13 protein-coding genes are annotated in these 13,178 nt (G+C 48.4%); 8 read left to right on the top strand and 5 right to left on the bottom strand.

The features are described 5' to 3' along the window. A partial coding sequence (locus SD53_RS17400; protein WP_046521448.1) for an ANTAR domain-containing response regulator occupies positions 1-327 on the top strand: 327 nt, incomplete at its 5' end. Here the strand turns inward: SD53_RS17400 and SD53_RS17395 are convergent. Continuing rightward, complete coding sequence (locus tag SD53_RS17395; RefSeq protein WP_052749455.1) at positions 324-1,199, bottom strand: substrate-binding periplasmic protein; 876 nt, start codon at positions 1,197-1,199, stop codon at positions 324-326. The two genes, SD53_RS17400 and SD53_RS17395, sit on opposite strands and share 4 nt — an antisense overlap. A gap of 127 nt (positions 1,200-1,326) precedes the next feature. On the opposite strand from SD53_RS17395, the gene SD53_RS17390 reads away from it, so the two are divergent. Next, positions 1,327-1,665 (top strand): FKBP-type peptidyl-prolyl cis-trans isomerase, encoded by a 339-nt coding sequence (locus SD53_RS17390; protein WP_046521447.1) that lies wholly within the window; start codon positions 1,327-1,329, stop codon positions 1,663-1,665. A gap of 158 nt (positions 1,666-1,823) precedes the next feature. Further along, complete coding sequence (locus tag SD53_RS17385) at positions 1,824-3,959, top strand: TonB-dependent siderophore receptor (protein WP_046521446.1); 2,136 nt, start codon at positions 1,824-1,826, stop codon at positions 3,957-3,959. An 85-nt stretch (positions 3,960-4,044) separates the two neighbouring features. Here SD53_RS17385 and SD53_RS17380 read toward each other — a convergent pair whose 3' ends face one another. Beyond that, the gene (locus SD53_RS17380; RefSeq protein ID WP_206539969.1) at positions 4,045-4,980 is read right to left on the bottom strand and encodes a M14 family metallopeptidase; all 936 of its coding nucleotides are present in this window, start codon (positions 4,978-4,980) and stop codon (positions 4,045-4,047) included. 24 nt (positions 4,981-5,004) lie between these two features. After that, the gene (locus SD53_RS17375) at positions 5,005-5,661 is read right to left on the bottom strand and encodes a DsbA family oxidoreductase (protein WP_046521444.1); all 657 of its coding nucleotides are present in this window, start codon (positions 5,659-5,661) and stop codon (positions 5,005-5,007) included. Between the two features lie 199 nt (positions 5,662-5,860). Between SD53_RS17375 and SD53_RS17370 the strand changes: the two genes are divergently transcribed. The 5 genes from SD53_RS17370 (at position 5,861) to SD53_RS17350 (ending at position 10,581) form a co-directional block, all read left to right on the top strand. Continuing rightward, positions 5,861-6,052, top strand: a complete 192-nt coding sequence (locus tag SD53_RS17370) for a ribosome alternative rescue factor ArfA (RefSeq protein WP_046521443.1) — start codon at positions 5,861-5,863, stop codon at positions 6,050-6,052. 534 nt (positions 6,053-6,586) lie between these two features. Beyond that, entirely contained in the window at positions 6,587-9,214 is a 2,628-nt protein-coding gene (locus SD53_RS17365) for a TonB-dependent receptor plug domain-containing protein (RefSeq protein WP_046521442.1), read from the top strand. A 151-nt stretch (positions 9,215-9,365) separates the two neighbouring features. Beyond that, complete coding sequence (locus SD53_RS17360) at positions 9,366-9,614, top strand: hypothetical protein (protein ID WP_046521441.1); 249 nt, start codon at positions 9,366-9,368, stop codon at positions 9,612-9,614. 2 nt (positions 9,615-9,616) lie between these two features. Beyond that, on the top strand, positions 9,617-9,904 hold the full coding sequence (locus SD53_RS17355) for a cell division protein ZapA (protein WP_052749454.1): 288 nt from the start codon (positions 9,617-9,619) through the stop codon (positions 9,902-9,904). Between the two features lie 116 nt (positions 9,905-10,020). Continuing rightward, positions 10,021-10,581 (top strand): hypothetical protein, encoded by a 561-nt coding sequence (locus SD53_RS17350; RefSeq protein ID WP_125060865.1) that lies wholly within the window; start codon positions 10,021-10,023, stop codon positions 10,579-10,581. 16 nt (positions 10,582-10,597) lie between these two features. Here the strand turns inward: SD53_RS17350 and SD53_RS17345 are convergent, their stop codons facing one another. After that, entirely contained in the window at positions 10,598-11,137 is a 540-nt protein-coding gene (locus SD53_RS17345; protein ID WP_046521439.1) for a hypothetical protein, read from the bottom strand. Positions 11,138-11,202: 65 nt separating this feature from the next. Then, positions 11,203-13,131, bottom strand: coding sequence for a S9 family peptidase (locus SD53_RS17340; RefSeq protein ID WP_046521438.1), 1,929 nt, complete (start codon positions 13,129-13,131; stop codon positions 11,203-11,205). Between the last annotated feature and the right edge of the window lie 47 nt (positions 13,132-13,178).

Below are 13,178 nucleotides of genomic sequence, written 5' to 3'. Positions count from 1 at the left end.
ATGCCGGGTTTGTACGGTGCTTCTGTGATGCCCGCAGGCCAGGCCGAACCCACAGTGCAGGCGCCCAGCAGGTCTTTTTATCAGTTATTGTCTGAGCAGGCGCAACATATCCGCCAGATGCAGACAGAGCTGACGGATGCCCGCCGCGCTATCAGTGAACAAAAGCTGATAGACAGAGCTAAGTTATTACTGATGCAGTACAAAAAATTGACTGAAGAGCAGGCCTATCGCCAATTACAGCAAAGTGCGATGAAACAACAATGTCGTATTTCCGATGTGGCCGATGCTGTGGTGAAAGCGTTAAATCCTGTGAAAACTTCGCCTTAGTACCCCAGTTGTGGGTCAAACCACAGGGCTTTGTTTTGCAGAGGTGTTTCGGCAGGAAGTATAGGGTTTTTTAGTTCAATCACAGTTCTGGATTTTAAATCGGCCTGCTGTATAGCACTGCTGAAATGTTGTAAAAACAGCTGCTGCATACTGCCATCTTCAATAGCCCGTAACAGCCCAATCTCTATAGCATTGGCCAGTTCGATATTGTCTTTTTGCACAAAAAAATACAACGCAGCCGGGTAATGCAACACCCACTTCGGCGCAACTGTCAGCGACATGCCTGTTTTTTGCTGCAGTTCTGGCCAGATTTCTGTGATGGATCGAGGGAAATAATCAATACGTTTCGCCTGCAGCATTTTAAACATAGCGTCAAAGTCGCCGCTGCCTAATACCCGAAAATGATTGGCTTTTAAAATAGGGTAATCCGGCCAGTCACTGCCCTGAATAGAGGGGCTGGTTTTTAATTGTTTTTCATCCAGTTGCTGAATTTTTTGTTCGTTATCGTTATGAATAAGCAACAAACGCCAGCCAATTAAACCTCTGTCTATTGGGATACGAATGGGCCGTAACTCCTGTTCCCGCTCTGGTGAGGTCATAGTCCAGACCACATCCAGGCCAGTGTTCGAACCCAATTGGCGTAAGGTTCTGTGCTGGGTCATCACTTGTCCGCTCGGCACAGGTTGATAGTCAGTGCCGGATTTTTCTATCGCCAGATGCAATAAGGCAATCGGATAGCTGCCTCGGGCATCCCCCAGCATCGACATAGGCCAGGAGTAGATCACTTGTTGTGGCTGTGCGCCGAGTAAAAACGGCAACAGCAACAAAATGAAACAGAGCAGGGGATAGAGCCGGGCCATCATCACAGACATCTTATGCACTCCGTGGCGTTGTTGCTGAAACTATAGAACATTTCCGTCAGAAGATTCGTATGCCGTCTTCTGCTGCTGTTATTTCGGCGATTATAATCAGCGCTAAAAATTGCTGGCAGGTAAAGAGATGACGAACGAATTAAAGATTGAAGATCTGGTTGTGGGCGACGGCAAAGCGGCTGAGCGCGGGGCTTTAATCACCGCGCATTATCGGGGCCGGCTGGAAGATGGCACAGAGTTCGATTCCTCTTACAAAAGAGGCGAAGCCTTTCAGTGCATTTTAAGCAACAATCGTGTGATCCAGGGCTGGATTTTAGGCCTGAAGGGCATGAAAGTGGGCGGCAAACGTAAGTTATGGGTGCCAGCACATTTGGCTTATGGTGAGCGCCAGATTGGCAGCATGATCCCGCCACACTCGAATCTTATTTTTGAGATAGAGCTATTGGAAGTGCTGACCAGAGACTAGCGATTTCGTTGCGAAATACCTCTGCTTTGTTATCAGTCAGTTATCAATTTAAAACCACTTACATCGCATAGGTTGTTCGATCCGTTCTTTATCTAAATCTAGTTGATAACAATTCGTATTAGTGTATTATTCGCCCAAATTTATTTTGGGGGGTAATCATGGTGTTACAACAGAAATTCAGAAAGCTGCCAGTGCTGCTGGCAGTACAATTGGCTTGTATGGTGGGTGTTGCTCAGGCCGCAGAAGAGCAAGCCGAAAAAGAAATTGAAAAAATTACTGTGGTTGGTAACTACACAGTCAATGAAAACATTGATACCGCCACAGGTTTAGGTTTGTCTTTGTTTGAAACCCCTCAGTCTGTCAGTGTGATTACGTCTCAACGTATTATCGATCAGGGCTTCAGCGGCATTAATGAAGTGATTAGCCAGACAGTAGGTGTGTCGGCTAAACAGCTGGATACCACCCGCAATACCTTTAGTGCCCGGGGTTTTGATATCGACAAATACCAGATCGATGGGGTGCCTTTAGCCTGGTCTTTAGCTGGCGATTCAGGTGAAACCATCACTGATGTATCGATTTATGAGCGGATTGAAGTGGTCCGTGGCGCCACAGGTTTATTAACTGGCGCTGGGGATCCTTCGGCTTCTATCAACCTTGTACGCAAACATGCCAATTCTGCTGAGCTGAAAGGTTATGTCAATGCAGGTATTGGTCGCTGGAACAATAGATTTGCTACTGCTGATGTATCGACAGGTCTGGACCGTCAGGGCGATTTGCGGGTACGTTTTGTCGCGAAAAAAGAAGTGGGCGACAGCTTTATGGATATCCCTGAAGACGACAAAACAGTGCTTTATGGGGTAGTGGATGCGGATTTAACAGAACAGACTTCTGTTAGTTTTGGTAGCAGCTACCAGGATAACGACCCTAAAGGTTCAACCTGGGGTGGCTTAGCGGCCTGGTTCAGTGATGGCACTGCAACCAATTGGGACAGAAGCATCACTTCTGCTGCAGACTGGACTTATTGGGCGTCCACCAACGAAAACAGCTTTGCCAATCTGGTGCATAACTTTGCCAACGGCTGGCAGGCAAAAGCCAGTTACAACCATATCAAAAATACAGCGGACACTAAGTTGCTGTATATCTATGGTTCTCCGGATAAAGAGACAGGTTTAGGTTTGTCGCCCTGGCCCTACAAAAGCTCTGGTGTCAGTGAGCAAGACAGTCTGGATCTGCAGTTAAAAGGCGATTACCAGTTATTAGGCCGCAGCCATGAGTTTGTGGTCGGTATGCTCAACAGTGAGCAGCAAGCCGAAACTGTCACTTTTGCCCAGACTTCGGCTTTTGTGCCGGTGGGGAATTTCTACGAGTGGACAGGTAGCACTTACCCAGAGCCAACTTTCTCCACGACACCAGCAGTGGCGGTAGATTTAGATACAGAGCAGGATGGTTACTATGCGGCCACCCGTTTCTCTTTGACTGACGATTTAAAACTGATCGCCGGTGGTCGTTTGTCGAAGTGGGAGCGCACAGGCGTCAACTACGGTGTTGTTGAAAACTACGGCGATGACAGCGTGTTTGTGCCTTATGCCGGTTTAATGTACCAGCTTAATGCCAATCACAATGCCTATGTCAGCCAGACTGAAATTTTCAAACCACAAAATGCCCGTGTCGCCTCAGGTGAATTTATTGACCCGCTCGAAGGCACTAACACTGAGTTGGGTTTAAAAAGCTCTTTCCTGGATGGCAAAGTACAAACCGCAGTGGCGGTGTTTAAAATTGAACAAGACAATCTGGCTCAGGCTATTGGTACTTTCCCGCCGGTAGGCAACAACTTACCTGAAACTATGTACCGCGCAGCTCAAGGGGTCGAAAGTAAAGGTTTTGAGCTGGAAGTGATAGGCCAGTTGCTGGACAACTGGAATATCTCTGCCGGTTATTCACAGTTTAAAGCCGAAGATGCGGCTGGTACTGAAGTGAATACCGACCATCCACGTAAAAAGCTGAACATCTTCACTACCTACGACTTTGCCAATGAACTGCAAGGTTTGGTGATTGGTGGTGGTATCAGTTGGGAAGACGAACAGTACAGTGGCACAGCGCCGAAGATCCTGCGCCAGGACTCTTATAGTCTGGTCAGTCTGATGGCCCGTTATGAGGTGACAGAGCAGTTGTCTGTGCAGTTGAACGTCGACAACCTGTTTGACGAAACTTACTACAGCCAGATTGGTTTCTTTGACCAATACGGCTACGGTACACCACGTCACTTTACTTTAGGTGCGACTTACTCCTTCTGAGCAGGGGCAGAGCCTTGGCTCTGACCTGATACCAGAATAAGTTGGAGCTGAAAGGGTCAGAGTGAAAACTCTGACCCTTTCTTTATCACGCTAAAGCGTAATCCACACCGGCACAAATTACCGCCACCTGAGCTGCATTGCATTGCTCCGGGCTGGCCTTCGGGCTATCCGGATAAACCTCAGTGGTTGTGACAAACTTGGCATCTGTCATACCGCCACATAAACCCAAAGCACGTTTGGGGTAGTTTACTACACCAAACTGGGCGAGTTTTTCACCGATCAGGCAGCCCTCTTCATCGGCTTCAGCGATGTGAGTAACTTTTTGCACCGCTTCGATAATAGCGCGCTGAAAACCAGCTTCTGGTTTATCCGTGTCGCCAACCAGATAAAAACCGTCCGGAATATTCCAGTTGTGATTCACTGTGCCATCGCGGGCTGCTTTGGCCGGACGGAATTCGCTGTTATCTGAATCTGTGGTTTCGTGCAGGTCGATATGCACCAACACCTCACCCTGGTGCTGGCGGACAAAAGCCATGGCTAAACTGGCTTCTTCCGACTGACTTTCTGCGCCAAAAGAACGGTTCGGATCCACAGCTTTTGGATTCCAGCGGTTGATGGTTTCATAACCCCAGGGGCTGATACAAGGCAACACCAGCAGGTTCACTTTGGTGCTGTAATGGCTGAATTGCTCTTTAATAAATTTCAGCGCACCTTGCACGCCACTGGTTTCATAGCCATGCACACCGCCCGTCACCAGCACTATAGGCTTATCTGCTTGCCAGTTTTTGCTGCGAACCGCAAACAGTTCATACACAGGTAAATGAAAAGCGCTGTAGTCCAGAGTGCCGTAATTCAGCAGCTCTGCTGTGTCTGGTAAAAACTGTTGCAGTGGTGTCACTACTTCGTCTTTATAACTGCGTTTGATCTGTTGTTCACTCAGCCACTGCTGTTTTTCAGCCTCGCCCCAGGGCGTGCCTACAGTGCCGATGTGATAAATAAAGTCTTTCATTGGGGTCGTCATACCGCACCTTTTTACCTGTAGTGGTTATTCTTCTGTAGTCATTTCATCGGCAATCTGCAGCAGACTGGCAGCCAGAGTGGCTGGGTCTTGCGCGCCGGAAATCAGATAACGCTGATTGATGACAAAAGCTGGTACTGAACTGATACCGGCTTGCTGGTACTGCGCTTCTTCGGCGCGTACTTCATCACTAAACTGTCCGGACTGCAGGACTTCTAATGCTTCATCTGCATTGAGTCCGGCTTTTTTTGCACATTTTTGCAACACTTCTGCGTTGGAGACATCCTCGGCAAAACCAAAATAGGCTTCAAATAAGGCCTGTTTCATCGCTGTTTGTTGATCAAACCCAGCCGCCCATTTCACCAGCCGGTGGGCGTCAAAGGTGTTGCAGGTAAAACGCTGCTGCATTTTATCGAAGTTCAGCCCCAGATCAGCCGCGATTTGCATCATAGACTGTTGTGAGGCACGCATTTCCGCTTCGCTGCGGCCATATTTTTTGCTCAGTGCCGGCAAAATAGGCTCAGGGACTAAGTGCGGATCCGGGTTGAGTTCAAAGGCCCGCCACTGAATACTGACGCTGACTTTGTCCTTGATGCTGGCCATGGCTTGTTCCAGCCGGGCATAACCAATAGCACACCAGGGGCAAGCAATATCGGAAACTAAATCTATATGCAGGTTTTTCATTACAGATCCTGAATCATGAACGTTAGACAGGATCTGGTTACCTCGAGGCTAAATATCAAGACGTAAGCTGGTTTTTGTCGTCACAATAGCGGCGCGATGCACTTTATTTACAGAGCAGCTTTAAAATAAATCCAGAGTGGTCATTTACTGACGTAAGTTTTGACTTTACACTTTGCGCGTTTTTTACACAGGAGGCCTTATGGCAAAACAACCAACGGCAGAGCATGGCCGCGGCGAGATCCGGGATAATGCACTCAAGGCGTTAGTGACCAGCAAGCTATTTCAGATGCAGGTGGTGAAAGCGAAAAAAGGCAAAGGCTCCTACAGCCGCCAGAAGTTTAAACAAGGGCAGAAGCGTGATGACTCTGCCCTTTTTATTTGCAGTATTTAATTCGGTGTTCTGGAGCGCTCAGTCTGTCACACTTCTTTTTTAAAACCTTATTTATATAAAACCTCTACCCATATATCTATATGGAATAACAAGTCACAAAAAATACCTTTTGCTTCGACAAAGATTTCAGTATTATTCGCGCCCATCCGGACGTCTAAACGTTTGGGTGTTTCGGTCTGCTGTGCTGCACTTCACTCTTCCATAGTCGGAGTATGACTGTCAGACCTGTTATGGCGTTGTAATTCAGGCAAATCAGTCCGCTGGATGCCGGTTTTGTTGTAAAGGTAAAAACCTATGTTCACTGTTTCACTGCGCTCTTGTGTCTCTGCCGTCACTGCACTTTTGCGTTGTTGTCGAATGCCTCATTGCTCAGTACGTCTTTGGATGTGCTGCTAAGTCTGTTGCGCTGTTGCTGCTTTTAGTCGCACAAAGCGCTGCGGTTTAACCGCTTCATTCCGCTTTTTATAAAAAATATATAGGTCTGGTCAGGCGTTAAATCCGCCCTGGCACAGCTTTATCCAATTTGAGGTCTTTATGTTAAAAACAAATTCTTCTGGCTTTGCGCCCAAGCTTAGCCTGCTGGCTTTGGCCATCTCTGCTTTGACCCCTGCGCTGGCAGAGCAAAACTCTGCTGAAAACAAAGTGGAGCGTATTCAGGTCACAGGTTCGTTGATCAAAAGAGTGCAGCAGGAAAATGCCACGCCTTTGCTGCAAGTCACAGCGGAAGATATTAAAGCCAGCGGCAAAGTGACCCTGACCGATGTGTTACGTGATTTAACGGTCAACTCCGGCAATAGCTTTGACGAACAATTCACTGGCAGCTTTTCCGCAGGCTCAGCCTCTATAGGTTTGCGTGGTTTAAGCCCAAAAAATACCCTGGTGCTGGTGAATGGTCAGCGCGTATCCAACTATGGGTTTGCGCTCAATACCCAGGATACTTTTGTTGATTTAAACGCCTTGCCATTAAGCGCAGTAGCGCGGATTGAAGTGCTAAAAGATGGGGCATCCTCGGTGTATGGTTCAGACGCCATAGCTGGGGTAGTGAACATTATTCTGAAAAAGAATGTGCAGGACACTGAAGTCAAAGCCTCTACAGGGGCTGCTACTCAGGGTGGATTGGAGCAACAGGCTTTAGGTTTAGTCACAGGAACTGGGGATTTAAATCAGGATGGCTATAACCTGAGTTTAACTCTGGACTGGTTTGACCGTGAGCGGCTGGATGCCAGCGACAGGGATTTACTCAGCAGTGGTGATTTCCGTCATTTGCCGGGTGGTAAGTTGTCCGGCTGGAGTAGTCAGGGCGGCAACAGCTTGCAAAACCCATCGTCTCCGGCAGCTTTTACAAACTGCCCTGAAGGTGCAGTAAAACGGCCATGGACTGATTTTACACCGGGCCGCGCCGGTGAAGTCTGTGCTTTTAATGCTCAGCCTTTTAATACCTTGCAACCTGAAGTGACGCGCCGTCAGGCTTCTTTACAGGGGACTTACCAACTGTCGGATAAGCTGCAAGCCAGCACCGAAGTGCTGTACAGCTACAACGATTCGGCGATGATTTTTGGCGCGCCCTTAACTGTTGGCGCGGGTTTACGGGCTTATGATCCGCTCAATAGCACCTTAACCGATATCGCAGTGGCGTTGCCTATGGGCCATCCGGATAATCCAACCAATGCCGCTTTGCCTTTTGAATATACCTTGTTTGATTTAGGCCCGCGCCTGAAAGAAAACAAACAAATTTTCAGCCGGGTGCTGGCGAGTTTACGCTATCAGGGCGATGAATGGGATCTGCAGTTGAATGCGCTGCAATCGAGCAGTCATCAGCGTGAATATGTAGATAACTTCGTCAACCGTTTTGCTTTTGAACAGGCCTTACAGGATGGTAGTTACCGTTTTGATGGCCGTGAAAATTCAGCAGAGGTATTGGATGAACTGCGCCTGCAAACCCGCCGTCCCGGTACTTATCATTTAAGCTCCATCAATGCCAGTGCCAGCACAGTCCTGACTGAACTTGATCATGGCCCGCTGGCTTTTGCCGCTGGGGTGGATTTACGCCGCGAAAAAATGGATGCCGGTACTTCGCCTGAAGTCTTGTCCGGTACCGAATTACGTCCGGCTATTAATCTGGTCAAAGGTGAGCGTGAAATTAAAGCGGCTTTTGCCGAGTTCAGTATTCCGCTGCTGCAGGATTTAACCGCCAGCCTGGCAGGTCGCTCTGATCATTACGATGATTTTGGTAACGCCTTTTCACCCAAAGTAGGGGTGCATTATGTGCTGGCCGAAGACTGGTTAGTGCGGGCGTCCTGGTCCAAAGGTTTCCGGGCCCCCTCGTTGCCGGAAATTGCCAACAGCAACACCATCAGTTACGGCTCTGTGATTGACCCGAATGATCCTGTGGAGCCCGGCGCACGTCGTGGTTTTACCCAGCTTCGTACCGGTAATCCAGAATTGCAGCCTGAGCGTTCAAAAAACCTTAATACAGGCGTGATTTGGTCCTTCAGCCAGCAAGGCAGTATTGGTGTGGATTGGTTCCGGATTGAGCAGGAACAGATTATAGGGGCTGATAACGCTCAGTTTATTGTCAACAATCCGGCTTTATATGCGGACCGTATTAAACGTGATGCGCAGGGGCGCCTGCAGATTGTCAGCAATCAATACAATAATCAGGGCAGTAGAACCACCTCTGGGATAGATGTTGATTTTAACTACAGATGGGATTTATCTTCAGGCCAATCACTGGGCTTTAAATCAGTCTGGTCACGTTTAATCAGCTACAAACAGGCCTTAGTGGCAGGGCAGGCTGAAATTAACGGGGCCGGTAATAACCAGTTTGGTGCTTTGCCGCAGTGGAAAAACAGCACCAGTCTGAACTGGTCTGTGGCGGATTGGCGCAGCAGTCTGATCAGCAGCTACAGCAGCAGTTACCAGCAAAAAGTAGCGACTCAAAGCAGCAATCCGGGTTTGCAGGCTAAAGTGGCCAGTTACACTCAGTTGGATCTGCAGGTGAGTTATCTGGGGCTTAGCAATACGGAGCTGGCGTTGTCTGTCGGTAACTTAACAGACAGAGATCCACCTTTTGACCCGGCTGCGGGTGGTGATTATTTTGATACCAGTTTGTACAACCATAAAGGCCGTAGCTGGACTTTGAGTGCTGCTTATCAGTTCTGAGAGTTTTTCTTCGGTTGTCCGGGCTGCCTTGTGCAGCCCTTTTCTTTGCTGCTACAGGCGTTCAGCTTAGGTTCAAACCCTGCTGCCTATGCTTCGAATTTCCGGAGTAGTCACTCCAGTTCTCAACCCATTTATGCATTCAGGGGATCTTATGTTTGAAGCCGAATTTAGCAAGTTAGAGCAGTTAATCCAGCAGTTAATTTCACAGAATCAACAGCTCACAGCGCAAGTACAGCAACTGGGTCAAAAAGAGCAGCAGTTGCAGCAGGAATTGAAAAAAAGTGCTGATCAACTGGAAACCTTACAGCTTCATGCGATGGAGTCGGATGATCAGAAGCAAAGGGCGCAGCAAAAATTACAGCAACTGACGCAGTTGTTTGAACAGCAATTGTCGGCTTGATCATGTTCAGGCAGCCGTTGGTCGTTGAGCAAAAAGTGGTGATAGCAGGCCGGGAATACTGGTTACGCTGCTCTTTGCAGGAACAAGCCGGGTTGCAGGAGGCGGCGCGGCTGCTCAACAGCAATATTGCGCAGGTACGACAGGGCGCCGGACATTTGTCGATGGAACAAAGCATAGTACTGGCGGCGTTAAATATAGGACTGCAACTGGTGACCCAACAAAGTCCACAGTTGGAACACTGCCAGCAGCGGCTGGCGAAGTTAATGGCGTTAATCGAAGCCAACAACTGAAGACCTGGCTTGACGGATTAACTTTGGGTTGAGTCGGATAAGCCAAGCCGGACTGATACAGCAGCCGATGCAGGAACAGGCGTTAGAGGATTTTTCCGATGGAAGGAGGCAAAAACATGACGTACTTGAAGTGGCTAATCAGCACTGTTGCGGCTGGTTATTTAACGGGCTGCAGTTCTGTTGTGGAGGAGCAACAGCGTGATGTCCAGCGGCAAAAGGATAATGCGCAAAAAGTCATGATCGTGGTGCACAGTGACGCTGCTGTACCAGAGGCTTTAATCCAGGCCTTTAACCGGGAGGTACCCGCAGTGGCAGCGGAGCAGGGCTTTCAGATTGTTGACGCACAACAGCGTCAACTGACAGAAGTGCCAGCATTGACCGATGTGGACATGGTGCTTTATGTCGATATTCAGCGATGGTCGGAAAAAAGCGCTCCATTGCTGGCTGCGGAAGCGACGCTAGAACTGGAGTACAAGCTGGTGTCTGCTGGCTCTGATCAGACGCTTTGGCATCACAAAGAAAAGCACACTGAGACTCGTTTTGCTGTAGCGGAAAAGTTTTTACCGGACGCTTTGTATCAGGCATTTTTTGAAGCATCGAGTGCCTATGAGCCACAAGCCAGTTCGGTCACCAGACAGGCTTTCTCAGATATCCCTGAAGTCGTGGCGACGAAGTAGTAGTCGGACAGCACTTTTATTTGCAAGGCTGAGTTTTGCTATCGCTGTCGCAAACCTGAATTTTGTGGGTATAGGCCAGCCACAAGTCCCATTCGGTTTGCAAAGGTAAACTACGCCAGACTTTGTTAAAGACATAAAGCGACTGTTTGCCTGCAATAGATTTATGCAGAATTTTGGAATAAGCGCCGCTTTTGCTTTTACATTCAGACACCCAGACCAGAGCCGGGTAACCATTGACCGGCTCTTTACTTAAGATCTGGCTATCAAACAGTTCGTCACAGTTGCGCTGACCTTGTTGATCGTCAATAGCTTTGGTTTTCATCAGATCGCTGTTGGGCTGCTGTTCAAACACAAAACTTTGCACATAGTTGTCAGAATCGACCGCTTGCCAGCGCATTTCTGTCACATTCTCCATCTCTTTCGGATGGCTTTGTGTCACTGTCCATTCGCCCTCAGGCAAAGGCAAAGGCTGCTGCAGCCGTTCGGTGTAACGTGGTATAGCGCAGGCAGTTAATAACAAACTGCTGATCACAATAAAGCTGGAATAGATTTTCATAAGACTCAGGTTGTTTGCTGTGAACGGGAGCTGAGTTAGACCTCAGCCCCCTGCATCATTAAATGCTACAGGTATTTTTGTAAAAAGGCCAAATAAGCCTCTTGCGCCTTAATACGGTTTTCCTTCTTCATAAAGCCGTGGCCTTCGTCAGGGAATAACACGTATTCAACGGGCACATTCTGAGCGCGAATAGCGGCTACCATCTCATCACTTTCTACCTGCAGTACACGAGGGTCATTGGCACCTTGCACCACCAGCACAGGTTTTTTCACTTTGTCACCGTGGAACACCGGTGAAATGCGGCGTAACCTTTCGCCATCTTTGGCCGGATCACCCAGCTCTGCGTATAAAGACTCGCGGAAGGATTCCCACCAGGCGGGGATACTCTCTAAAGTACGCACCCAGTTGGTGACCCCAAAAATATTAATACCGACTTTAAACTCATCGGTAAAAGCCATGGCGGCCATGGTCAGATAACCACCGTAGCTGCCACCCATTACGCCAATACGATCGGTGGCCACCCAGTCCAAAGATTGCAGGTACTTTTTACCGTAGACGATGTCCTGCAAATCGTGTTCACCATGTTTTAAGTCATCCAGGTGGAAGAAGGTTTTGCCATAACCACTGGAACCTCTGTTGTTCACTGACAATACGGCGTATCCCTGATTTACCAGATGTTGGATCACCGGGCTGTAACCGGTACGCGATTGTCCGCCAGGGCCACCGTGGATCCAGATCAAGGCCGGTACTTTGGCGCTGCTACTGGCCTGTTTCGGCTTATACAACAGGGCAGGTATAGCTAAATCATCAAAGCTTGGGTAACGTACCACTTCACTTTTGACCAGCACGTTTTCATCTATGGCTTTATCCAGTGCCTGAGTGAGACGCTCTGCTTTCGCTTCCGAGAGTTTCCAGACGAATAAATTCGACGGGCTGTTGTCGGCATTGACGTAGAAGCTTACATACTGACTGTCATCAGAAAAAGTCACGCCGCGTAAATCACCTGCGGGTAATTCAGGCAATTGCACCGCTTTGCCTGTGGCAACTTCAGTGATACTGATTTGGGTGGAGGCATCAGCGTTTACTGCTTCGACTTTGTATTTATTATCTTTGCTAAAGCCAATGTACATAATGTCCCAATCGGCTTGGCTGTAGGGCTGTACGGCTTTTTCATTGATCTGGTAGGCAAAGGCCTGGCTGAACTCTGATTTTTCGTCAGAGCTAAAAATCAGTTGAGTGTTATCACGGCTAAACCCATAAATACCGTGCGATACATTGCCCTGATGCGGCGTGATATGCACAGGGGTTTTATCGGCGCTCTGCAAATCGACCAGATACAGGTTGTTATCGGCATTGGTGCGCTCTTTAGAGAGCGCGATGTAACGGCCATTGTCGCTTAACGCACCAATCTCATAACCTTCGTTGTTCTGATAGACCAGAGTGCGCTGATAGCTGGTGCTGTCGTAGCTGTATAAATCAAAAAACTTCGGATCCCGCTCATTTGTCATCAGCCAGAATTTATGGTCGTCTGTCCAGCCAACAAATTCGGCTTTGTGTTTATCACCCGGGGTTAAGTCTTTGACCGAACCATCCAGCTCGCGCACATAAATATGATGCAGTTCGTTTCCACCCTGATCGGCTTTGTAGAGCACCCGGTCATCCTGTGGAAACCAACCTACAGGTAATATGGATTCAGTGGTGGAGCTGGTCAGCGGCGTCCAGGTTTTACCATCCAGACTGACTTTGTACAGGTTAAATACACCAGTTTCGTCAGACGCCACCAACAGCGCATCGGCTTTGTGGTTAATTTCGTTACCTGTATAGGACTTGGTAGCATAAAACTGAGTTGGAGTGTAACTGGGAACTGCTGCTGCTTTTGTTTCCACCGCAGTCTCTGCAACCTGAGCAGCGGTATCGGTTTTTGCTGTTTTATCACAGGCGCTGAGTAACAGAGTGCTGGTCAGCAGCGCCAGATAAAGGGGATTGTGCTTCATATAAAATCCTTGTGTTAAGAATGTTTTAGTTATTTTCCTAACACAGC

Origin of the sequence: Rheinheimera mesophila (assembly GCF_000986865.1) — a bacterium.
Lineage (GTDB): Bacteria > Pseudomonadota > Gammaproteobacteria > Enterobacterales > Alteromonadaceae > Pararheinheimera > Pararheinheimera mesophila.
The sequence above is the reverse complement of the archived record's forward strand: the minus strand, read 5'-3'. Positions and strand labels throughout refer to the sequence as shown.

What these genes read in the sequence shown, in the direction of transcription:
- SD53_RS17350 (WP_125060865.1), top strand. Translation starts at nt 10,021, where the DNA reads ATGACGTACTTGAAGTGGCTAATCAGCACTGTTGCGGCTGGTTATTTA.
- SD53_RS17345 (WP_046521439.1), bottom strand. Translation starts at nt 11,137, where the DNA reads ATGAAAATCTATTCCAGCTTTATTGTGATCAGCAGTTTGTTATTAACT.
- SD53_RS17395 (WP_052749455.1), bottom strand. Translation starts at nt 1,199, where the DNA reads ATGTCTGTGATGATGGCCCGGCTCTATCCCCTGCTCTGTTTCATTTTG.
- SD53_RS17385 (WP_046521446.1), top strand. Translation starts at nt 1,824, where the DNA reads ATGGTGTTACAACAGAAATTCAGAAAGCTGCCAGTGCTGCTGGCAGTA.
- SD53_RS17380 (WP_206539969.1), bottom strand. Translation starts at nt 4,980, where the DNA reads ATGACGACCCCAATGAAAGACTTTATTTATCACATCGGCACTGTAGGC.
- SD53_RS17390 (WP_046521447.1), top strand. Translation starts at nt 1,327, where the DNA reads ATGACGAACGAATTAAAGATTGAAGATCTGGTTGTGGGCGACGGCAAA.
- SD53_RS17340 (WP_046521438.1), bottom strand. Translation starts at nt 13,131, where the DNA reads ATGAAGCACAATCCCCTTTATCTGGCGCTGCTGACCAGCACTCTGTTA.
- SD53_RS17355 (WP_052749454.1), top strand. Translation starts at nt 9,617, where the DNA reads ATGTTCAGGCAGCCGTTGGTCGTTGAGCAAAAAGTGGTGATAGCAGGC.
- SD53_RS17360 (WP_046521441.1), top strand. Translation starts at nt 9,366, where the DNA reads ATGTTTGAAGCCGAATTTAGCAAGTTAGAGCAGTTAATCCAGCAGTTA.
- SD53_RS17365 (WP_046521442.1), top strand. Translation starts at nt 6,587, where the DNA reads ATGTTAAAAACAAATTCTTCTGGCTTTGCGCCCAAGCTTAGCCTGCTG.
- SD53_RS17370 (WP_046521443.1), top strand. Translation starts at nt 5,861, where the DNA reads ATGGCAAAACAACCAACGGCAGAGCATGGCCGCGGCGAGATCCGGGAT.
- SD53_RS17375 (WP_046521444.1), bottom strand. Translation starts at nt 5,661, where the DNA reads ATGAAAAACCTGCATATAGATTTAGTTTCCGATATTGCTTGCCCCTGG.